We start from the raw sequence: 24,917 nt of genomic DNA on the forward strand, positions 1-24,917 counted from the left end.
GTGACCAACTCCGAGCGACTCCGCCACTTTCTCCGCGAGACCGCCACCCAACTGCAGCACACCCGCCAGCGGCTCGCCGAGGTCGAGGCCCGGCCCCTGGAGCCGGTGGCGATCATCGGCATGGCCTGCCGCTATCCCGGCGGCGTCGACTCCCCGGACGCGCTGTGGAACCTCGTCGCCGCCGGCACGGACGCCATCACCACCCTGCCCACCGACCGGGGATGGGCACCCCTCGATGTCGGACCGAACCTGGGCGGGTTCCTGCACGACGCGAGCGGATTCGACGCCGAGTTCTTCGGCATCTCACCGGGCGAGGCGCTCGCGATGGACCCGCAGCAGCGACTGCTGCTGGAGTCGGCATGGGAGGCTGTCGAGCGGGCCGGCATCGACCCGACCGCACTACGCGGCAGCCGCACCGACGTCATCGTCGGAGCCGCGTTCACCGGCTACGCGCCCAGCGCCACCGGTGCCGGCGGCGTCCGTGAGGGAGACGCGGTCACCGGTAGCTCGCTGTCCGTGCTGTCCGGTCGGATCGCCTACACCCTCGGACTGACCGGCGCCGCGATCACCGTGGACACGGCCTGCTCGTCCTCCCTGGTGGCGCTGCACCTCGGCGTCCGCTCCCTGCGCGCACACGAATGCGACCTGGCCCTCGTCGGCGGAGTCACCGTGATGGGCACGACCGCTCCACTGCGGGAATTCGCCCGACAGGGCGCCCTCGCCGCCGACGGACGCTGCAAGGCGTTCGCCGACGGCGCCGACGGCATCGGCTGGGGAGAAGGCGCGGGCCTGCTGCTGGTGGAACGCCTGTCCGACGCGCACCGGCTCGGTCACCCGGTGCTGGCCCTGGTACGCGGCAGCGCGACCAACCAGGACGGCGCGTCGAACGGCATCACCGCACCCAACGGCGTCGCCCAACGGGCCGTCATCGCCCAGGCGCTGGCCAACGCCGGACTCTCCCCGGCCGACGTGGACCTGGTCGAAGCACACGGCACCGGAACCGGACTCGGCGACCCGATCGAAGCCCGGGCGCTCCTGTCCACCTACGGCCAGCACCGACCATCCGGCCGGCCGCTCTACCTGGGCTCGGTGAAATCGAACATCGGCCACACCCAGGCCGCCGCCGGCGTCGCCGGTGTCATCAAGACGGTCCAGGCCATGCGACACGGCCGACTACCGGCGACCCTGCACGCGACACCCCCCTCTTCCCACGTCGACTGGACACAGGGCGCCGTCGAACTCCTCCACCGCCACCGGGACTGGCCCGACACCGGGCGGCCGCGCCGCGCCGCCGTGTCCTCCTTCGGCATCGGCGGCACCAACGCCCACGTCGTTCTCGAACAGGTCGCCGACACGCCCGTCGACACCGACGAACCGGCAGGCCACCACCCCTGGATCCTCACGGCCAGGAACACCGCCGCACTGCGGGCGCAGGCCGCGAAGCTCCACGCCCACCTGACCACCCACCCGCACCTGACCGACTCCGCCGTGGCCCACACCCTGGCCGCCAACCGGACCCTGTTCGACCACCGGGCCGTCGTCACCGGCCAGGACCGCGACGACCGGCTCACCGCCCTGCAGTCACTGGCCGGGGGAGAACCCGCCGCCGGCGTCCGCGTCGGGAGGGCCGGCGTCGTCCGGACGGCCGTGCTGTTCACCGGTCAGGGCGCGCAACGACCCGGCATGGGCCGGGACCTGTACGACCGGTTCACCTCCTTCGCCCAGGCGTTCGACGCGGTGTGCGGACAGTTCGACACCACCCTGCCGATCCCCCTGCGCGACGTGGTGTTCGCGGCCCCGGCGTCCCCGCACGCCGCCCACCTGGAGCAGAGCCGGTACGCCCAACCCGCGTTGTTCGCCGTCGAGGTCGCGCTGTACCGGCTGTACGAGTCGTTCGGCCACACCGCCGACTACGTACTCGGCCACTCCCTCGGCGAGATCACCGCAGCGCACGTGGCGGGAGTGCTCTCCCTGCCGGACGCGGCCGCCCTGGTGGCCGCCCGTGGCTCCCTCATGCAGCAACTACCACCCGGCGGAGCCATGAGCGCGGTCCGCGCCAGCGAGGCCGACGTCCTCGCCGCCCTGGGCACCCTCGACCGGGCCGTCGACATCGCCGCCGTCAACGCACCGACGTCGGTGGTGGTGTCCGGCATCGACGCCGACGTGACCGCCGCCGAAACGCTCTTCACCGCGCGGGGGTGGCGGAGTACCCGGCTGGCGGTCACCCACGGGTTCCACTCGGCCGCGATCGACCCCATCCTCGACCGGTACGCCGACGTGCTGTCCGGCATCTCGTTCGGAGCGCCCACCATCGCCTTCGTCTCCACCACCACCGGACGGATCACCTCCGGCGCCGAACTCGCCACCCCCCGGTACTGGCTCGACAACGCACGCCGCACCGTCCGTTTCGCCGACGCACTGCGATCACTGGACGCCGCCGACGTCACCGTCTACATCGAGGTCGGCCCGGACGCGGTGTTGTCCACGCTGGCCCGCGAGTGCCTCCCGCCGTCGCCCAACCGGGCGATCGTGCCGACCCAACGCCGCGACACCGGCCAGACTGCCGCGTTCGAACAGGCGATGGCGGACCTGTTCACCCACGGCGGGCCCGTCGCGGCCCTCGTCCCCCCGCACCCGGTAAGCGCCCGGACCGAGCTGCCCACCTACGCCTTCCAACGAACCCGCTACTGGCCCGAGCCAGCCCCGGCGTCCACCCCGCAGGCCACGGCCGACGGGCACGACTGGCACTACGAGATCCGCTGGGAGCCGCTGACCGTCCCCCGACCGGCCCACGGCCCCGCCGGTACCTGGCTGATCGTCGCCGCCGCGGCGGAACTCGCCGACCGGCTGTCAGCCGCGTGCGGTACGGCCGGGATGACCGTGACCCGACTGACCGACGACGGTACGCCACGACAGGCCCTGGCGGCCCGGCTGAGAGACCTGCCCACCGAACCGGCCGGCATCCTGTGGCTCCCCGACGGCGCGGACACCGCACTGACCGCACTGACCAGGTCGGTCACCCTGGCCCAGGCCCTCACGGAAGCCGGAACCACCGCACCCCTGTGGTACGTGACGGCAGGCGCGGCATCCGTCGCCGGTGAACCCGTCACCACCGTCGCCGGGGCGGCAGCCGCCGGCCTGGGGCGGGTGATCGGGCTCGAACAACCGGACCGCTGGGGCGGCCTGATCGACCTTCCCGCCGCACCGTCGGACGCGGACCTCGCAGCGCTGCCCGGGGTACTGGCGCTCGACCCGGGCGAGGACCAGATCGCGCTGCGCCCCGGTGGATGCCACGTCCGCCGGCTCACCCGGGCGACCGCCACGGCGGCCGTGACCCCGTGGCAGCCGAGCGGAACCGTGCTGGTCACCGGTGGCACCGGAGGCCTCGGCGGCCAGGTCGCACGCTGGCTCGCCACCGCCGGCGCCGAACACCTGGTGCTGCTGTCCCGGCAGGGACCACAGGCACCCGGGGCAGCGACGCTGCTCGACGACCTCGCCGCGACGGGCGTCGGGGCCACGGTGGTGGCGGCAGACGTGCGGGACCAGACCGCCATGGCCACCCTGCTGGCCAGGTTACGTGCCACCGGCCGACCGCCGCGAGCCGTCGTCCACACCGCCGGAACCCCGCAACCGCCGGCGACGGTCACCGAGACCGGTGCGACCGACCTCGCCGGGGTGCTCGACGCCAAGGTCGGCGGCGCCGCGGTTCTCGACGCGCTGACCAGCGACGACGATCTCGACGCGTTCATCCTGTTCTCCTCTGCGGCGGGCATCTGGGGCAGCGGCTCCCAGGCCGGGTACAGCGCCGCCAACGCCGCCCTCGACGCCATCGCGCAGCGACGACGTGCCCGGGGGCAGGCCGCCACCTCGATCGCGTGGGGAGCATGGGCCGGTCCGGGCATGGCCGAACTGGCCGGCGAGCACTACGCCGTCCGGGGCGTACGGTCGATGACGCCCGGCACCGCCCTCCAGGCGATGTCCCGCGCGGTCGCGACCGCGAACCCGGTCCCGGTCATCGCCGACATCGACTGGCCCCGCTTCGCCGCCACCTACACCGCGGCCCGCCCCCGACCCCTGATCACCGAACTGGCACCACCACCGGACACCACCGACGCGTCCACCCGACCTGACCTGCGCACCCGGCTGTCCGGCCGATCCGGCGAGCAGCGGACCGACCTGCTCCTGCACCTCGTCCGCGTGGAGATCGCCGCCGAACTGGGCCACCCCGCACCGGACTCCGTCGAACCGCACCGCCCGCTGCGGGAACTCGGCTTCGACTCGCTACGCGCCGTCGCGCTCCGCGACCGGCTGGCCAAGCTGGCCGACCTGCCGCTGCCCCCCGGCCTGATCTACGACCACGAGACCCCGCTGGCACTGGCCGACCATCTGCTGGCGCTGCTGAGCGGCGACGCCACGACCGCCACCCCCCTCGCCAGCGGCGTCGACGGCGGCCTGCACGACATCTACCGACGGCTAGCGCTGCGCGGCGAGATGAACGCCATCGAATCCCTGTGCGTCGGCGCGGCCGCGCTGCGCGAGACGTTCGACTCCGCCGCCGACTTCGGCCCCGACGCCACCCTCGTCGACCTGGCACGCGGGCGACAGGGACCGACGGTGTTCGCCGTGCCGCCGTTCGCGCCGGTCGATGCTGCCATCCAGTTCGCCCGGCTGGCCGACTACCTCCAGGGCCGGACGAGCCTCTCGGTGCTGCCGGTGCCCGGCTTCCGGATCGGTGACCCCCTGGCCACGTCGGTCGAGGCACTGGTCGGAGTGCTGACCCGCTACGTCGTCGGACGGTGCGACGGCGAGGCACCCGTCCTGCTCGGCTACTCCTCGGGAGGCTGGCTCGCCCACGCGGTGACCGCCGCCCTGGAGAGAGCAGGGACACCACCCCTGGCCCTCGTCCTGCTGGACACCTACCTGCCCGACGGCATGTCCCCGGCCCTGCGGCGTGCCATGAACCACGAACTGGTCGTCCGCCGGGCGACCTTCGCCACCCCCGACTTCACCTCCCTCACCACGTTCGGCAGTTACCGTCGCATGTTCCGCAGCTGGCGTCCCGAACCGGTGCGGACCCGCACCCTGTTCCTGCGCCCGCTGCAGCCGGTCCCCGGATCGCCGGACGCGCCGCCCGTCACCGGCGACTGGCGCTCACGGTGGCCGGGCGACCACGAGGCAGGTGAGGTACCGGGAGACCACTGCACGATGGTCGGCGAACACGCCGACAGCACCGCTGCCGCCATGTGGACGTGGCTGGACGGAATCCGGCGCGACAGCGCCACGGAAAGGACGTCATGAGCAGATCGGACTGGCTGGAGCCGGGCGAGACGGAACTCCTCGATGCCCAGGCGCTCCGGGACCGGGCCGCCATCCAGGACGTGGTGGTCGCGGCCGGACTGCTGATGGACGCCGGCGACTTCGACACCCTCCGGACCCTCTACACCGCCGACGCGGTCTTCCGGATGGACCCGCCCCCCGAGGGCTATCCCAGCGTGCTCACCACCCCGGAGCAGATCATCATGGGCTTCACCTATCAGTGGAACCACGCCCGCGACGAGGTCGGCGTGGTGTTCCGGCACGTGACGTCCAACCTCCTGATCACCTCGCTCGGACCCACCACGGCCGAGGTGTACTCGATCTTCACGGTGACCGGTCTGTACACCGACGGGCAGCTGGGACTGCGCCGCCTGGGCAACTACGTGGACCGGCTACGCCGCGAGGGAACACGCTGGCGCATCGCCCACCGCACCGTGCACATGTCGGCACCACCGCCGCTGCGGACGGCCGCCGCCGACACGACCCGGCCGGGGCAGTGATGGCCACCGGTACGAACAGCACCGCGGGTGAGCCCGTCGCCGTCATCGGGACGGCCTGCCGCCTACCGAAGGCCCCGACCCCGCGACACTTCTGGCACCTGCTGACCGACGGCCGTGACGCGGTGGGCGAGGCACCCCCGGGACGCTGGCCCGGCCCCCCGCTGCCCCACCGCTTCGGCGCGTTCCTCGACACGATCGACACCTTCGACGCCGACTTCTTCGGCATCCCGCCCCGCGTCGCCGCGGCCATGGACCCGCAGCAGCGGCTGCTGCTCGAACTGAGCTGGGAGGCCCTGGAGGACGCCAGGATCCCGCCCGCCCGACTCCGCGACACCGCCACCAGCGTCTACGTCGGAGCGATGTGGGACGACTACGCGACGCTGGCGCTGCACGCCGACCCGGGGGCCGTCGACCAGCACACCCTCGCCGGCATCGGCCGCGGCATCATCGCCAACCGCGTGTCGCACTTCTTCGGCCTGCGCGGCCCCAGCATGACGGTCGACACCGCCCAGTCGTCCTCACTCGTCGCCGTGCACCAGGCCTGCGAGAGCCTGCGTCGGGGCGAGTCCACGGCCGCCATCGCCGGCGGCGTCAACATCAACATTCGGGCCGAGAGCACCCTCGGCGCGACCCGCTTCGGCGGGCTGTCACCCGACGGACGCTGCTACACCTTCGACGAACGTGCCAACGGCTACGTCCGCGGCGAAGGCGGGGTAGTCCTGGTGCTCAAGCTGCTGTCCCGGGCGGTGGCGGACGGTGACCGGGTCCATGCCGTCATCCTCGGTGGCGCGGTCAACCACGACGGCGGTGACCACCAGCTCACCGTGCCCAGCCCGGATGCCCAACGGGAGGTCATCGAACAGGCCCACCGGCAGGCCGGCGTCGACCCTGCCGACGTCCAGTACGTCGAGCTGCACGGCACCGGCACCCGGGTCGGTGACCCGGTCGAGGCCCGCGCGCTCGGCGCGGCCGTCGGCCGCCACCATCCGACCGACCGGCCGCTGCTGGTGGGTTCCGCCAAGACCAACGTCGGCCACCTCGAAGGCGCCGCCGGCGTGGTCGGCCTGCTCAAGCTCGTGCTGAGCCTGCGGCACCGCCAACTGCCGCCGAGCCTCAACTTCACCCGGCCGAACCCCCGGATCCCGCTCGACGACCTGCGACTGCGGGTTCAGACCACCCTGCAAGCGTGGCCGCCCGCCGGCCGGCTGCTCGCCGGCGTGAGCTCCTTCGGCATGGGCGGGGTCAACTGCCACCTCGTCCTCACCGACGCGCCCCCACCGACCACCGACCGGCCGCCGACCCGACCCGGCACACCCGTGCCCTGGCTGATCTCGGCACCGACACCGCACGCCCTCAGGGCACAGGCCGCAGCCCTGATCACCTGGCTCCAGGAGCATCCCGACGCGGATCCCGACGCGGTCGGCCGCTCCCTAGCGCTGACCAGGACACGTTTCGCCCACCACGCCGTCATCGACGGACCGCGCACCACCGGACACCGCGACGCGCTGGCGGAGATCGTGGCCGGTCGCGCCACCATCGACACCCCGACCGACTGGCTGTCCGACCTGGAACCCGACCCGGCCGGATACGTCGATCTGCCCACCTACGCGTTCACCCGCAAGCGTCACTGGGTGGGGGAGGTCGCCGCGCCGACCGGCCCGGCCCCGGACACCCTCGCACTGGTCCGTGCCACCGTGGCGGCGGAACTCGGACACGGGACCGGCGACGCGGTCGACCCGCACCGCACCTTCGAGGAACTCGGGCTCAACTCGACGGGCGTCACGAGCCTCACCGCCCGGCTGAGCACCGCCACCGGCCGGCAACTCGCCACCGGCCTGACGTTCCGGTTCCCTACCCCCGCCGGCCTCGCGGAGTTCCTGCGCGCGGAACCCACCGGCCAGCCCGCGCCACCGCCGGTCGCGCCACCGCTGGCCGCGCCACCGCTGGCCGCGCCACCGCCGGCCACGGACGACCCGATCGTGGTGGTCGGCATGGCCTGCCGTTACCCCGGCGGTGTCCGGTCACCGGAGGACCTGTGGCGGCTGGTCGACGAGGGCACCGACGCGATCACCCCGCTGCCGACCGACCGGGGATGGGACCTGAAACGACTCTTCGACCCCGACCCGGACCGGCCCGGCACCTCCTACGTCCGCCACGGCGGCTTCCTGCACGACGCGGCGGACTTCGACGCCGAGTTCTTCGGCATCAGCCCCCGCGAAGCAGCGGCGATGGACCCCCAGCAGCGCCTCCTGCTGGAGGTGTCCTGGGAAGGCATCGAACGCGCCGGCATCGATCCCCTCAGCCTCGCCGGCAGCCGCGTGGGCGTCTTCGTCGGCGCCACCGACCAGGAGTACGGGCCCCGGCTCGATGCCACCGGTGCGGGCTCGGACGGCTACCGGCTGACCGGCGGCACCGTGAGCGTCGTCTCCGGCCGGATCGCCTATGCCCTGGGGCTTGCCGGACCCGCCGTCACCGTCGACACGGCCTGCTCGTCGTCGCTGGTCGCCGTGCACCTCGCCGCGCAGTCCCTGCGGCAGGGAGAGTGCACCCTCGCGCTGGCCGGCGGCGTGACCGTGATGGCCGGTCCGGGGATGTTCGTCGAGTTCAGCCGGCAGCGGGGCCTCGCCCCCGACGGCCGGTGCAAGGCGTTCGGGGCCGACGCCGACGGCACCGCCTGGGCCGAGGGGGCCGGCGTGCTGGTGCTGGAGAGACTCTCCGACGCGCGTCGGCACGGGCACCAGCCGCTGGCCGTGCTCCGCGGTTCGGCGATCAATTCCGATGGTGCGAGCAACGGCCTGACCGCGCCCAACGGGGCCGCCCAGGAAGCCCTCATCCGGCGGACGCTCGACGTCGCCGGTCTCACGGCGCAGGACGTCGACGCGGTGGAGGCCCACGGCACCGGCACCCGGCTCGGCGACCCGATCGAGGCCGAGGCCCTCCTGGCCACCTACGGTCGGCACCGGCCGTCGAACCGTCCGCTGTGGCTCGGCTCGCTGAAGTCCAACATCGGCCACACCCAGGCCGCCGCCGGCATCGGCGGCGTCATCAAGATGATCTGCGCGATGGGACGGGGCACGCTGCCCCGGACCCTGCACGCCGAGGTGCCCTCACCCCGCATCGACTGGACGGCCGGCGCCGTCGCGCTGCTCCGTGAACCCACTCCCTGGCCGACCACCGGCCGGCCGCGGCGGTTCGCCGTCTCCTCGTTCGGGATCAGCGGGACGAACGCGCATGTGATCCTGGAGGCACCGGCGGAGGAATCGGCGGAGCAGCCGGTGCCGTCTGTCGCGCCGGTGGCGTCCACCGCGCCGGTGGTGCCGTGGGTGCTGTCCGCCCGCTCGGAGCCGGGGCTGCGTGCGGTGGCGGGTGGCCTGGTGGATGCGGTGGCCGGGTTGAGTGACGTGGATGTCGCCTTTTCCTTGGGGTCGCGGTCGGTCTTCGGCACGCGGGCGGTGGTGGTGGGTACGGGAGAGGGTCTGCGGTCGGGTCTGGTCGAGGTGGCCGGCGGTGGCGTGGACGTCGGCGGGGCGAATGTGGTGGCTGGTGTTTCTGGTGGTGGTGGTGGTGGTCGGGGTGTGGTTTTTGTTTTTCCGGGTCAGGGTTCGCAGTGGGTGGGTATGGCGGCGGAGTTGTTGGTGTCGTCGCCGGTTTTTGCGGCGCGTATGGGTGAGTGTGCGGTGGCGTTGGCTCCTTTTGTGGAGTGGGATTTGTTGGAGGTGGTGTCGGGTGGGGTGGGTTTGGATCGGGTTGATGTGGTGCAGCCGGTGTTGTTTGCGGTGATGGTGTCGTTGGCTGAGGTGTGGCGGGTGTTTGGGGTGGTGCCGGGTGTGGTGGTGGGGCATTCGCAGGGTGAGATTGCGGCGGCGTGTGTGGCGGGGGTGTTGAGTTTGGGGGATGCGGCGCGGGTGGTGGCGGTGCGGAGTCGGTTGTTGGGGGTGTTGTCGGGTCGGGGTGGTATGGCGGTGTTGGGGGTGTCGGTGGGTGTGGTGGAGGGTTTGTTGGTGGGGTTTGGGGGTCGGGTTGTGGTGGCGGCGGTGAATGGTCCGTCGTCGGTGGTGGTGTCGGGTGAGGTGGGGGCGTTGGGGGAGTTGGTGGTGCGGTGTGGGGAGTTGGGGGTGTGGGTTCGGGTGGTTGATGTGGATTATGCGGCGCATTCGTTTCAGGTGGATGAGGTGGTGGGTCGGTTGGGTGTGGAGTTGGGGTCGGTGGTGCCGGTGTCGGGTGGGGTTCCTTTTTATTCGACGGTGGTGGGTGGGGTGGTTGATGGGGGTGAGTTGGGGGCGGATTATTGGTGTCGGAATGTGCGTGAGGTGGTGGGTTTTGAGGGTGCGGTGGGTGGGTTGTTGGGTGAGGGGTTTGATGTTTTTGTTGAGGTGAGTCCGCATCCGGTGTTGACGGTGGCGGTGGAGGAGGTGGTGGAGGCTCGTGGTGGTGGGGGTGTGGCGGTGGTGGGGACGTTGCGTCGTGGTGAGGGTGGTTGGGGTCGGTTTTTGTTGTCGTTGGGTGAGGTGTTTGTGGCGGGTGTGGGGGTTGATTGGGGGGCGGCGTTTCGGGGTGGTCGTCGGGTGGGGTTGCCGACGTATCCCTTCCAACACGAACACTTCTGGCACACCGACCCCACCGGCCCGTCGACCACCGGCACCGGCACCGGCCTGGACCAGATCGAGCACGGCATCCTCCGGGCACTGGTGTCCACCCCCGACCCGGAACGTCTGCTGCTGCTCGGCGGACTGTCGCACCGGACCCACCCCTGGCTGGCCGACCACCGGGTACGAGGAGACGTCCTCTTCCCCGGCACCGGCTTCCTCGACCTCGCGGCGACCGCCGGCGACCTCGCCGGATACCCCCGCGTCGCCGAACTGACCCTGCGCACCCCGCTGGTGGTCCCCCCGTCGGGAACCGTCGAGCTGCAGGTCGTCATCGACCCCGCCGACCACCCGGAACAGCGCTCCGTGCGGATCAACGCCCGAACGGACGCCACCGGCTCACCCGAGTGGACCTGCCACGCCATCGGAACCCTCAGCCGCGAACCGCAGCGACCACCCGAGGACCACCCCGCCACCGGGGGCACCGAGATTTCCCTGACCGGCTTCTACGAGGAGCTCGAAAGCCGGGGATTCCAGTACGGGCCGGCATTCCAGGGCCTGGACGCGGCCTGGTCGCTCGACGGCGAGGTGACCGTCGAGACGAGCACCGACCTGACCACCGGCGGGCACACCGTACACCCGGCGCTGCTCGACGCCGTGCTGCATGCGGCGACGCTGCTCGACGGCGGCACCGACGGCGGTCTGCCGTTCGTCTGGACCGGTGTCACCGTGCACGGACCAGCCGGATCGGCGCTGCGCGCCCGAGTCCGCCGCGTCGCGCCCGGCACCGTGGCGATCGACGCCGTCGACGAGGCCGGCGTACCCGTCCTGACCGTCGACGCGTTGACCCTGCGCGCCCCGGCCGGCGACGCCGGGGCGCCCGCCGGGGCACTGTTCACCGTCGCCTGGCAGCGCTTCGATCCACCGGTGACCACCGGCGTCGGTGACGTCGACGTCGTCGACGTCATGGGCCAGGACGTCGCCGCCGTACTGGAGATCCTGCAACGTCGGCTGGCCGGCCCGTCCGAACCCCTGGTGCTGACCACCCGACGGGCATGGACGATCACGACGGACGACGAACCACCCAGCCCGGACAGCGCGGCCGTGTGGGGCCTCGTCCGGTCGGCACAGGCCGAACACCCGGGCCGCTTCATGCTGGTGGACTCCGACGGCGGCCCCCTGCCGGCCGAAGTCGCCGGCTGGGACGAACCGCAGCTCGCCCTCCGCGACGGCGTCGCCCACGTGCCACGGCTCGTCCCCGTGGACCCTGGCGACACACCGGTCGCCATCGACCCCCGGGCCACCGTCGTCGTCACCGGGGGCACGGGCACCCTGGGCGCGCTGATCGCCCGTCGGCTGAAGACCGACCACGGGGTACGCCGCCTGCTGCTGCTCAGCCGCAGCGGGCCGGCCGCCCCGGGGGCAGCCGATCTGGCGGCAGAGCTGGGCGCCGACATCGTGGCCGTCGACGTGACGGACCGGGCCGCACTGGGTGAGGCGCTGCGCGGCGTACGGGTGGGCGGCGTCGTGCACGCTGCCGGCGTACTCGACGATGCTCCCCTCACGTCACTGACACCGGACCGGCTGGCCCGGGTGATGGCCGCCAAGGCCACCTCGGCCGTCCTTCTCGACGAGCTGACCCGCGACCAGGACCTCGCGTTCTTCGTGCTGTTCTCCTCCGTCGTCGGTGTCCTCGGCAACGCGGGTCAGGCCGCGTACGCCGCCGCCAACGCCGCGCTGGACGGCATCGCCAGGCGCCGGCAGGCCCGCGGCGCACCGGCCCAGTCGATCGCCTGGGGCCTGTGGGAGGTGACCACCGGCCTGACCGGGGCGATGACCGACGCGGACCGGGCCCGGCTGGCCCGGGCCGGCATACACCCCCTGTCCGTACGGGACGGTCTGCGGCTGTTCGACGCCGCCCTGCGGACCCCCGTTCCCGAACTCGTGGCGGCACGGCTCACCCGGCCCCCGGGCAACGACGCCTCCCCCCTGCTGCGCGGTCGCCGGGCCGCCCCACCGGCCGCCCCGCCGCACCGGCTCGACGGCCGGCTGGCCCGCAGGCCGGTCGAGGAGCAACTGCGGTTGGTGCTCGACCTGGTCCGCACGCACGCCGCGACCGTCCTCGGCCACGACAGCCCGGACCTGATCCGACCCGACCGGGTGTTCAAGGAGATCGGCTTCGACTCGCTGCTCGCCGTCGAGTTCCGCAACCGGCTCAGCAGGGCGACCGGCCTGCGGCTGCCCGCCACCCTCGTCTTCGACCATCCCGATCCGGGCACCCTCGCGGCGTACCTGCGCCAGCGGTTGACCGACGGGCGACAGGCCCCTGCCGCGCCCGGCAGCCAGGCGAGCGCCGGCCAGCAGGTCACCGCCGACGATCCGGTGGTGATCGTGGGGATGGCCTGCCGCTACCCGGGTGGTATCCGTTCGGCCGACGACCTGTGGCGGTTCGTGGTCGAGGAACGCGACGCGATCACCGGCTTCCCGACCGACCGTGGCTGGCCCGACGACCTGTACGACCCGGAGCCGGGCCGCGCCGGACACACCTACGCGCAGGGCGGCGGCTTCCTGCACGACGCCGCCGACTTCGACGCCGGCTTCTTCGGCATCTCCCACCGCGAGGCGCTCGCGATGGACCCGCAGCAACGGCACCTGCTGGAGGTCTCCTGGGAGGCCCTGGAGCAGGCCGGGATCGACCCGGCCACCCTGCGCGGCAGCGACACCGGCGTCTTCACCGGCCTGATGTACCACGACTACGGAATCCGCGTGGACGTGCCACCCGACGAGGTGGCCGGCTACCTCAGCTCGGGTACCACCGGCGGCGTCGCCTCCGGCCGGGTCGCGTACGTCATGGGCCTGGAAGGCCCGGCGGTGACCGTGGACACCGCGTGTTCGTCGTCGCTGGTGGCGCTGCACCTGGCCGCGCAGGCGCTGCGGGCCGGGGAGTGCTCGCTCGCCCTCGCCGGTGGCGCCACCATCATGTCCACCCCCGGTCTCTACGTGGACTTCGGTCACCAACGTGCGCTGTCACCCGACGGACGGTGCCGGCCCTACTCCGACACGGCCGACGGTACGGGTTTCTCCGAGGGTGTGGGTGTGGTGGTGGTGGAGCGGTTGTCGGATGCGCGTCGGCGGGGTCATCGGGTGTTGGCGGTGGTGCGGGGGAGTGCGGTTAATCAGGATGGTGCGTCGAATGGGTTGACGGCGCCGAGTGGGGTTGCTCAGCAGCGGGTGATTCGGTTGGCGTTGGGTCGGGCGGGTTTGGGGGTGGGTGATGTGGATGTGGTGGAGGGGCATGGGACGGGGACGCGGTTGGGTGATCCGATTGAGGTGGGGGCGTTGGTGGCGACGTATGGGCGGGGTCGGGTGGTGGGGCGGCCGTTGTGGTTGGGGTCGGTGAAGTCGAATGTGGGTCATGCGCAGGCGGCTGCGGGTGTGGCGGGTGTGATCAAGATGGTGCAGGCGTTGCGGTTTGGGGTGTTGCCGGCGTCGTTGCATGTGTCGGTGCCGTCGTCGGGGGTGGATTGGTCGGGTGGTGGTGTTCGGGTGTTGGGTGAGGCGCGGGTGTGGCCGGAGGTGGGTCGGGTGCGTCGTGCGGGGGTGTCGTCGTTTGGGATCAGTGGGACGAACGCGCACGTGATCCTGGAGGAGGCGGCGGAGGGGGAGTCGGCGGAGAGCCCGGTGGTGGATCCGGTGGTGGTGGGTCCGGTGGTGGAGCCGGCTCTGTCGGTGGTTCCGTGGGTGGTTTCGGCGAGGAGTGCGGCGGCGTTGCGGGCGCGGGCGGAGCAGTTGTTGTCGTGTGTGGATCTCGATGTGGTGGATGTGGGGTATTCGCTGGCGACCACCCGGACGGCTTTCGAGCATCGCGCGGCCATCGTGGCCGGCGACCGGACCGTATTCCGCACCGCCCTACAGGCGCTGGCGGGTGGTGGTGCGGCGGCGAATGTGGTGGCTGGTGTTTCTGGTGGTGGTGGTCGGGGTGTGGTTTTTGTTTTTCCGGGTCAGGGTTCGCAGTGGGTGGGTATGGCGGCGGAGTTGTTGGTGTCGTCGCCGGTTTTTGCGGCGCGTATGGGTGAGTGTGCGGTGGCGTTGGCTCCTTTTGTGGAGTGGGATTTGTTGGAGGTGGTGTCGGGTGGGGTGGGTTTGGATCGGGTTGATGTGGTGCAGCCGGTGTTGTTTGCGGTGATGGTGTCGTTGGCTGAGGTGTGGCGGGTGTTTGGGGTGGTGCCGGGTGTGGTGGTGGGGCATTCGCAGGGTGAGATTGCGGCGGCGTGTGTGGCGGGGGTGTTGAGTTTGGGGGATGCGGCGCGGGTGGTGGCGGTGCGGAGTCGGTTGTTGGGGGTGTTGTCGGGTCGGGGTGGTATGGCGGTGTTGGGGGTGTCGGTGGGTGTGGTGGAGGGTTTGTTGGTGGGGTTTGGGGGTCGGGTTGTGGTGGCGGCGGTGAATGGTCCGTCGTCGGTGGTGGTGTCGGGTGAGGTGGGGGCGTTGGGGGAGTTGGTGGTGCGGTGTGGGGAGTTGGGGGTGTGGGTTCGGGTGGTTGATGTGGATTATGCGGCGCATTCGTTTCAGGTGGATGAGGTGGTGGGTCGGTTGGGTGTGGAGTTGGGGTCGGTGGTGCCGGTGTCGGGTGGGGTTCCTTTTTATTCGACGGTGGTGGGTGGGGTGGTTGATGGGGGTGAGTTGGGGGCGGATTATTGGTGTCGGAATGTGCGTGAGGTGGTGGGTTTTGAGGGTGCGGTGGGTGGGTTGTTGGGTGAGGGGTTTGATGTTTTTGTTGAGGTGAGTCCGCATCCGGTGTTGACGGTGGCGGTGGAGGAGGTGGTGGAGGCTCGTGGTGGTGGGGGTGTGGCGGTGGTGGGGACGTTGCGTCGTGGTGAGGGTGGTTGGGGTCGGTTTTTGTTGTCGTTGGGTGAGGTGTTTGTGGCGGGTGTGGGGGTTGATTGGGGGGCGGCGTTTCGGGGTGGTCGTCGGGTGGGGTTGCCGACGTATCCCTTCCAACACGAACACTTCTGGCTGACCACGTCGGACCGTGCGCGGCCAACCTCCGACGCCTGGCGTCACCACGTCGTCTGGCAACCCATGGACGTCGGCACCGCGTCCCCGTCCCCGGGAGCCGACACCACCGCACCGTCCGGAACATGGCTGGTACTGACGGCCGGCGACCCGTGGGGGGCCGGCTGGGCCGAGGCGCTCACCGCGTACGGCGTCGACGTCGTTCACGCCGACGTGCCGGCCGGCACCACCGGCCGGACCGACCTGGCCGAGCTGATCACCGCTGCCGGAAGCGGTCTACGCGGTGTGCTGTCCTTCCTGGCCGCCGCCGACGAACCGCTGCCGGAGCACCCCAGCGTGCCCTCCGGGCTGGCCGCCACGGTGGCCCTCGTCCAGGCGATCGAGGACACCGGGAGCGCAGCGACGTTGTGGCTGCTGACCGACGACGCCGTACCGGCCGAATCCGCCGATCCCGTGACGGGCACCGTCGGCGCGCTGGTCTGGGGTCTGGGCGCCGTGGCCGCCCTCGAACTGCCGGACCGCTGGGGCGGCCTCATCGACCTGACCGGACCACCCGGCGACGACCAGGTCACCACCAGCCTGTGCCGGGTCCTGGCCAGCCGGAGCCGCGCGGACCGGTTCGCCATCCGGGCCGGCGTGACGTACGTCCGCCGGATGAGCCCGGCGGCCCGGCACACCACCGCCCCGGCCCGCCGCCGATGGAAGCCCTCCGGAACGGTGCTCGTGACCGGGGGAACCGGAGCCGTCGGCCGACACGTCGCGCGGTGGCTGGCCCGCAACGGCGCCGAACACCTGCTGCTCCTGAGCCGGCGCGGCCCCGACGCCGAGGAAGCCGCCGGACTCACCACGGAACTGACCGACCTGGGCACCCGCGTCACCGTCGTCTCCTGCGACGCCGCCGACCGCCGCGCCCTGGCTCTGGTGCTCGCCGAGGTGCCCGAGCAGTTCCCGCTCACCGCGGTGTTCCACGCGGCCATGGTGCTCGACGACGCCGTGCTGGCCGACATCACCCCGGCCGGCCTCGACACCGTCCTGCGGCCGAAGGTCGACGCGGCAACCAACCTGCACGAACTGACCCAGGACCTCGACCTCTCCGCGTTCGTCCTGTTCTCCTCGGTCGCCGGAGTCATCGGCAACGCCGGGCAGGGTGCCTACGCCGCGGCGAACGCGTTCCTCGACAGCCTCGCGTACCGCAGGAGGCGACAGGGCCGTACGGCCACCTCCATCGCGTGGGGTGCCTGGGACACACCGGACGCCCACCGACGCAACCGCAGGCTGGCCAGCCAGGGCCTCGTCGCGATGCGGGCCGAGACCGCCGTCGACGCCCTCCAGGAAACCCTCGACCGGGACGAGACCTTCCTGGTCATCGCCGACATCGACGGGCAACGGCAGCTACCGCCGGAGCCGGGGGAACCCACCACGTCCACCACCCGGATCCAGGACCTGTCCGTCCCCGAACAGAACAGCTACCTGCGGGACCTGGTCGGCACCGAGGCGGCGCTCGTCCTCGGGCACGGCGACGCGTCCCGGGTTCCACCGGACCACGCGTTCCGCGACCTAGGCTTCGACTCCCTGATGTCGGTGCAGCTGCGCAACCGGCTCAACCAGGCGACCGGCCTGCGGTTGCCGACCACCGTCGCCTTCGATCACCCGACCCCCGTACGCCTCGTCGACCACCTCCGGGAACTGCTGATCGGCGGCGAACGCACGGAGCCCACCCCGACCGCCGCAGCCGTCCCTGACGATCCGGTGGTGATCGTGGGGATGGCCTGCCGCTACCCGGGTGGTATCCGTTCGGCCGACGACCTGTGGCGGTTCGTGGTCGAGGAACGCGACGCGATCACCGGCTTCCCGACCGACCGTGGCTGGCCGCCGGACCTCTACGACCCCCGGCAGGGCACCCCCGGCCACACCCACGCCCGGGGCGGCGGCTTCCTGCACGACGCCGGTGACTTCGACGCGGAGTTCTTCGGCATCTCACCGCGTGAGGCACTGGCCACCGACCCGCAGCAGCGGCTCCTCCTGGAGGTCTCCTGGGAGGCCCTGGAGCAGGCCGGGATCGACCCGGCCACCCTGCGCGACAGCGACACGGGGGTCTTCGCCGGCACCAACGGCCAGGACTACGGGATCCTGCAACAGACCACCAGCGGCGTCGAGGGGTACACCCTCACCGGACGCGCCTCCAGCGTGGTGTCCGGCCGGGTCTCCTACGTGCTGGGTCTCCAGGGCCCGGCGGTGACCGTGGACACCGCGTGTTCGTCGTCGCTGGTGGCGCTGCACCTGGCCGCGCAGGCGCTCCGGGCCGGGGAGTGCTCGCTCGCCCTCGCCGGTGGCGTCACCGTCATGGCCACCCCGACGACCTTCATCGAGTTCTCCCGGCAGGGCGGACTGTCCCCGGACGGCCGCTGCCACTCGTACTCCGACTCGGCGGCCGGCACCGCCTGGTCGGAGGGTGTGGGTGTGGTGGTGGTGGAGCGGTTGTCGGATGCGCGTCGGCGGGGTCATCGGGTGTTGGCGGTGGTGCGGGGGAGTGCGGTTAATCAGGATGGTGCGTCGAATGGGTTGACGGCGCCGAGTGGGGTTGCTCAGCAGCGGGTGATTCGGTTGGCGTTGGGTCGGGCGGGTTTGGGGGTGGGTGATGTGGATGTGGTGGAGGGGCATGGGACGGGGACGCGGTTGGGTGATCCGATTGAGGTGGGGGCGTTGGTGGCGACGTATGGGCGGGGTCGGGTGGTGGGGCGGCCGTTGTGGTTGGGGTCGGTGAAGTCGAATGTGGGTCATGCGCAGGCGGCTGCGGGTGTGGCGGGTGTGATCAAGATGGTGCAGGCGTTGCGGTTTGGGGTGTTGCCGGCGTCGTTGCATGTGTCGGTGCCGTCGTCGGGGGTGGATTGGTCGGGTGGTGGTGTTCGGGTGTTGGGTGAGGCGCGGGTGTGGCCGGAGGTGGGTCGGGTGCGTCGTGCGGGGGTGTCGTCGTTTGGGATCAGTGGGACGAATGCACACGTGATCCTGGAGGAGGCGGCGGAGGGGGAGGCGGCGGAGAGCCCGGTGGTGGATCCGGTGGTGGTGGGTCCGGTGGTGGAGCGGCCGTTGTCGGTTGTTCCGTGGGTGGTTTCGGCAAGGAGTCCGGCTGCGCTGCGGGCGCGGGCGGAGCAGTTGTTGTCGTGTGTGGATCTCGATGTGGTGGATGTGGGGTATTCGCTGGCGACCACCCGGACGGCGTTCGAGCATCGCGCGGCCATCGTGGCCGGCGACCGGACCGTATTCCGCACCGCCCTACAGGCGCTGGCGGCCGGCGAGGAACACGCCGGACTCTTCCGGGCAGCAGCCGCGCCCGCGCCCCGACTGGCGATGGTCTTCTCCGGCCAGGGCTCCCAGCGGCCCGGCATGGGTGCCGATCTGTACCGCCGACACCGAGTCTTTGCACAGGCCATGGACGAGGTGCTGGCCCGGCTACCGATCCGCGACGTGCTCTTCGGCCAGGACCAGGCCCGGCTCGCCGAGACCGGCAACGCCCAGCCCGCCCTGTTCGCGTTCCAGGTGGCGCTCTTCCGGCTGGCCGAGTCCTGGGGGATCGTGCCCGACCACGTGGCCGGGCACTCGATCGGCGAGATCGCCGCCGCCCACGTCGCCGGCGTCCTCTCCCTGGACGACGCGTGCACGCTGGTGGCCGAGCGCGCCCGCCTGATGCAGGCGTTGCCCCGTGGCGGAGCGATGGTGGTGCTGCGGGCGGGCGAGGCGGACGTCCTGCCGCTGCTGTCCGACGAGGTGTCCATCGCCGCGGTCAACGGCCCCCGGGCGGTGGTGATCGCCGGCACGGAGGAGGCAGTCCTACGGGTGGCCGCCGGATTCGACCGGTCGACCCGGCTGCAGGTGTCACACGCCTTCCACTCGTACCTCATGCAGCCGGTCCTCGCCGACTTCCAGGACGTCGTCGACCAGCTGACGTTCAACAAGCCCGTGATCGACTTCGTCGCCGGTGGTGACGTCACCGATCCCGGCTACTGGGTCCGGCACGTCCGCGACACGGTGCGCTACGCCGACCGGGTCGCCCGGCTGACCGACCTCGGCGTCACCGTGTCCCTGGAGATCGGACCGGACTCGGTCCTGTCGGCGCTGGGTCCACGCGAGGCGGCCAACATTCCGACGTGCCGGCGCAACCAGTCCGAGGACGTCACCGTGGTCACCGCGACCGCCCGCGCCCACCTGCACGGCATCGTGGTGCACTGGCCGACGGTGTTCCCGGGTGCCCGCCGGGTCGACCTGCCGACGTACCCCTTCCAGTCCACCCGGTTCTGGCCCGGCGTCAGCCTCCCGACCGGCGACGTCACCCGCGCCGGCCTGGACGCTGTCGACCATGCCCTGCTCGGCGCGGGAGTGGACCTGCCCGACCGAGGTGGACTGGTCTTCACCGGCCGGCTGTCCGTCGCCGCCCAGCCCTGGCTGGCCGACCATGTCGTCCACGGCGTGCCCCTCTTCCCGGCCACCGGTTTCGTGGAGCTCGTACGTCGCGCCGCAGCGGCTGTCGCCAGTTTCGCCCTCGACGAACTGACGCTCCGGACACCCCTGTACCTGCCCGCCGCCGGCTCCGTGCGGGTACAGGTGATCGTCGACGGCCCGGACGCCTCCGACCGGCGTCCGGTCGCGGTCTACGCCCGGACCGGCGACGACGACGGCCCGTGGACGCAGCACGCGACGGGCGTGCTCTCCCCGACGGTGCCGCAGGCCGGCGGCGCGGCGGGCGAATGGCCCCCACCCGGAGCGGTGCCGATCGACCTCGACGGGCTCTATTCCGGCCTCGCCGACCAGGGCTTCGCCTACGGCGGGACGTTCCAGGGCCTACGGTCGGCCTGGCGTGTCGGCGAGGAGATCCTCGTCGAGGCCCGGACCACCACCGATCCGCAGGGCTACGGAACACACCCGGCCCTGCTGGACGCCGTCCTGCACGCCGCGGTGTTCCTGGAGGGTGGCCACCGGCCCCGGGTGCCGTTCCTGTGGAGCGGTCTGCGCTTCCACGCGCCGAGCGGTGCGGTCCTGCGGGCGAGAGTGCGCCACACCGGCGCGGACACCCTGTCGGTCGACGCCACCGACGAGGCGGGCACCCCCGTCCTGACCGTGGACGCGCTCACCCTGCGCAGCCATCCGACCGACAGCCGGACACGCGACGCGTTGTTCGCGGTCGAATGGCAACCACCGCAGCACCCCGATCCTGCCGCCACCGGCGGCCACGACCGGATCGTCGTCACCGGTCGGGACGTCGGCGACGTCCTGGAGATCCTCCAGGACCGCCTGGCCGACCCCACCGGCCGGCCGCTGGTGCTGGTGACCCACGGCGCGGTCCAGACGACCGCGCAGGACGACCCACCGCAGCCCGGCGCGGCGGCCGTCTGGGGCCTGGTGCGGTCCGCTCAGGTCGAACACCCCGGCAGGTTCATCCTGGTCGACCTGCCCGCCGGCAGCACCCAGGAGCCGCCGGCCGACCTCTCCGGTTGGGACGAGCCCCAGGTCGCGCTGCGATCCACGGGCGCGCTGGTGCCCCGGCTGGTGCCCACCACGGTGGACGCGGACCTCCCCCTGGTCGATCCACGGGCCACCGTCGTGGTCACCGGGGGCACCAGCGGCCTCGGCGCCCTGGTCGCCCGGCACCTCGTGGCCGAACACGGCGTCCGCGACCTGCTGCTGCTGAGCCGAAGCGGGCCGGACGCACCCGAAGCCGCCGGGCTCGCCGCCGACCTGGGCGCGCGGATCGTCGCCGTCGACGTGTCCGATCGTGAGGCGCTGGGCCGAGCCCTGCACGGCGTCCGGATCGGCGGAGTCGTGCACTGCGCGACAGTGCTCGACGACGGCCCGGTGGCATCGCTGACACCGGACCGCGTCCGACGCGTCGTGTCCACCAAGGCCACCTCGGCCGGGTGGCTGGACGAGTTGACCCGCGACCAGGAGCTGTCGTTCTTCGTGGTGTTCTCCTCGCTCGCGGGAATTCTGGGCAACGCCGGGCAGGCCGCGTACTCGGCCGCCAACGCGGCGCTGGACGCGGTGGTGACGCGCCGGTGGGCCCGAGGGCTCGCGGCCCGGTCGATCGTCTGGGGCCTGTGGGAGACCCCCTCGACCCTGACCGCCGGCATGGGGGCGGTGGACCGGGACCGCGCGGCGCGGACCGGGGTCACCCCCCTGTCGACCCGGGACGGCCTGCTGCTGTTCGACGCCGCGCTGCGCTGCGCGCGGCCCGTCGTGGTGGCGGCCCGACTGCGACCCACACCGGGAGAGACGACCGCGCCGCTGTTCCGGAGCCTGCTGCCGCGATCCCCGCGGCAGCGGCCCCGCCGCGACGACATCCAAGCCAGGCTGGTGGGACGCTCGACGCAGGACCGCCGACGGATGCTCGTGGACCTGGTGGGCGGCCATGCGGCCGCCGTGCTGGGACACCCCACGACCGCGGCGATCGGCCCACACCGGGCCTTCACCGACCTCGGATTCGACTCGCTTATGGCGGTCGAGTTCCGCAACCGCCTGGACGACGCCACCGGCCTGCGACTACCCGCCACCATGGTCTTCGAGCACGCCAGCGTGCACGAGCTGGCCGTGCACCTGGACACCTTGCTGTTCCCCGCGGCCGAACCGACCGTCGGCCCCGCCGACGACGAGCAGGTCCGGCAACTGCTGCACACCATCCCGATGAGCGAGCTGCGCGAGTCGGGCCTGTTGGACCGCCTCGTCGCGTTGGCCACCGGCGAGCCGGCCCGGGTGGATGCGCTGGAAGCGATCGACGACCTGGACACCGAGAGCCTCATCGCCAGGGCGCTGCACGGTGCCGACCCGGGCGACCCAGACGAGGAGGTCCCGTCTCCATGAGCGACGAGAAGCTGGTCCAGGCGCTCCGCGCCGCTGTCAAGGAGAACGAACGGCTGCGCCTGCGCAACCTCGGCCTGACCGAATCGCTGCGGGAGCCGGTCGCGATCGTGGGCATGGCCTGCCGGTACCCGGGCGGGGTGGGGTCACCGGAGGAACTGTGGCAGTTCGTCGTCGAGGACGGCGACGGCATCACCCCGCTGCCCACCGACCGGGGCTGGGCCGAGGACCTCTATCATCCCGAGCCGGGAACGCCCGGGCACACCTACACCCGCGGCAGCGGATTCCTGCACGACGCCGGGGTCTTCGACGCCGACTTCTTCGGCATCTCACCGCGCGAGGCGCTGGAGATGGATCCCCAGCAGCGGCTGCTGCTCGAGGTGTCCTGGTCGGCGATCGAACAGGCCGGGATCGACCCGACCACGCTGCGGGGCAGCGACACCGGTGTGTTCGTCGGCGCCATGTACCACGACTACCTCGGCAGCACCGGGACCGGCGCGATGATCTCCGGCCGGATCTCGTACACGCTGGGCCTGGAAGGTCCGGCGATGACCCTGGACACCGCCTGCTCGGCGTCGCTGGTGGCGTTGCACGTGGCCACCGGGGCGCTGCGGGCCCGGGAATGCGGGCTGGCGCTGGTGGGCGGGGTCGCCGTCATGGCGACACCGGAGGCGGTCATCGAGTTCGGCCGCCGCCGGGGACTCTCCGCCGACGGCCGGTGCCGGTCCTTCGCCGAGGGCGCCGACGGCACCGGGTTCGCCGAGGGCGTCGGCGTCCTGGTGGTGGAACGACTGTCGGACGCCCGGCGCAACGGGCACACCGTGCTGGCGGTGCTCCGCGGTAGCGCGGTGAACCAGGACGGCGCGTCGAACGGCTTCACCGCCCCCAGCGTCAAGGCCCAGCAGCGGGTGATCCGTCAGGCGTTGGTGGCCGCCGGCCTGACCGCAGGCGACGTCGACGTGGTCGAGGGACACGGCACCGGAACCACCCTCGGCGACCCGATCGAAGCGCAGGCCCTGCTCACCACCTACGGACGTGACCGGCCCGCGGAGCGACCACTGTGGCTGGGATCGGTCAAGTCGAACATCGGCCACACGCAGGCCGCCGCCGGTGTCGCCGGCATCATCAAAATGATCTTCGCGATGCGGCACGACCGGTTGCCCCGCACCCTGCACGTGGACGAGCCGAGCCGGCAGGTGGACTGGTCCAGCGGCGGGGTACGCCTGCTTGTCGAGCCCCGCGACTGGCCCCGCGGACAGCGACCCCGGCGGGCCGGGATCTCCGGATTCGGCGTGAGCGGAACCAACGCACACGTCATCATCGAGGAGCCGCCGGCCGAGCCTCCCCAGCCGGCAGCGGGGCCGCACACCGCGGTGACGACACCACCCGGCCTGGTCTGGTCGGTGTCCGGGCGAACGCCCGAAGCCCTGCGAACGCAGGCCGCGCGCGTGCTGGCCCACCTGGACCGTCAGCCGGAGCCGGACCCCGCCGACGTGGCGCGCTCGCTGACCCGCCGGCCAACGTTCCCGCACCGCGCGGTGGTCACCGGGTCGAGCCTGACCGACCTACGGCGGGGCCTCGCCGCGCTGGCCGCCGGAGCGGACGACCCCGCGGTGGTCACCGGGGAAGCGCGACCGGCCGGGCCGACGGCGTTCGCCTTCACCGGGCAGGGCTCCCAGCGGCTGGGGATGGGCCGCGACCTCGCCCGGGCCTTTCCGCCGTTCGCCGCGTCCTTCGCCGCGGTCACCGCGGAACTGGACCGGTACCTGTCGCGTCCGCTACGCGAGGTCGTCTGGGGCGACGCCCCGGAACTGGTCGAGCAGACCGAGTACGCCCAGGCCGGACTGTTCGCCTTCGAAGTGGCGCTCACCGAACTGATGCGGACCTTCGGCATCCGGCCGGACCTGGTACTCGGCCACTCGGTCGGTGAACTCGTCGCCGCCCACGTGGCCGGGGTGCTGTCCCTACCCGACGCGGCCCGCCTGGTCGCCGCCCGTGGCCGGTTGATGCAGGCACTCCCGACCGGCGGCGCGATGGTGTCGGTACGCGCGGACGAGGCGACGGTGGCACCGTACCTGTCCGGGCAGGTGGCCCTCGCCGCGGTGAACGGACCCACCGCCGTCGTGCTCTCCGGAGCGGAGCAGCCGGTTCTCGCGACCGCCGCCGCCCTGGCCGCCCGGGGCATCCGGACCACGCGGCTCGCGGTCAGCCACGCCTTCCACTCCCCGCTGATCGAGGGGATGACCGACGAGTTCCGTCGGGTCCTGGCGACGGTGGAGCTGCGGCCCCCGGTCCTGCCGCTGCTGTCCGGGGTGACCGGGAAACCCGCCTCGGCGGCCCGGTTGTGCTCACCGGAGCACTGGGTGGCGAACATCCGGGACACCGTCCGGTTCGCCGACTGTGTCAGTACCCTCGCCGAGCACGACGTCACCTCCTGCGTGGAGATCGGCCCGGACGCCGTACTGACCGGACTGGCCACCGAGCCGGTCCCGTGGGTGCCGGCGCAGCACCGTCGGCTGACCGAACCGGCCGCACTCCTGGCCGCGCTGGCCCGGTCGTACGCCGACGGCCGGACCGTCGACTGGACCGCGTGGCTCGGCGACACCGGGCGGCGGCTCGACCTGCCGACCTATGCCTTCCAGCACCGACGGTACTG

At 72.2% G+C, this 24,917-nt stretch carries 4 protein-coding genes (1 of these 4 cut by a window edge); all 4 read left to right on the forward strand.

What is annotated here, in order from left to right; translation table 11 throughout:
- Tightly spaced (each overlapping or abutting the next), the 4 genes in view from O7625_RS18005 to O7625_RS18020 form a layout consistent with a single transcriptional unit that may run on beyond the window.
- Positions 1–5,298: a type I polyketide synthase gene (locus O7625_RS18005; protein WP_282340077.1), complete on the forward strand. Its 5,298-nt coding sequence runs from the start codon at positions 1–3 to the stop codon at positions 5,296–5,298.
- A complete protein-coding gene (locus O7625_RS18010) occupies positions 5,295–5,816 on the forward strand; it encodes a nuclear transport factor 2 family protein (protein ID WP_282340078.1) in 522 nt (173 codons plus the stop codon). The genes O7625_RS18005 and O7625_RS18010 overlap by 4 nt, the downstream gene beginning before the upstream one ends.
- Positions 5,816–22,264, forward strand: coding sequence for a type I polyketide synthase (locus O7625_RS18015; protein ID WP_282340079.1), 16,449 nt, complete (start codon positions 5,816–5,818; stop codon positions 22,262–22,264). Before O7625_RS18010 ends, O7625_RS18015 begins: the two co-directional genes overlap by 1 nt.
- On the forward strand, positions 22,261–24,917 hold the 5' portion of the coding sequence (locus O7625_RS18020; RefSeq protein ID WP_282340080.1) for a type I polyketide synthase. 2,557 nt of this gene lie beyond the right edge of the window; 2,657 of the gene's 5,214 nt are visible here — the first part of the coding sequence; the start codon lies at positions 22,261–22,263; its stop codon lies off the right edge, out of view. The genes O7625_RS18015 and O7625_RS18020 overlap by 4 nt, the downstream gene beginning before the upstream one ends.

Origin of the sequence: Micromonospora sp. WMMD714 (assembly GCF_029581315.1) — a bacterium.
Taxonomy (GTDB): domain Bacteria; phylum Actinomycetota; class Actinomycetes; order Mycobacteriales; family Micromonosporaceae; genus Micromonospora; species Micromonospora rifamycinica.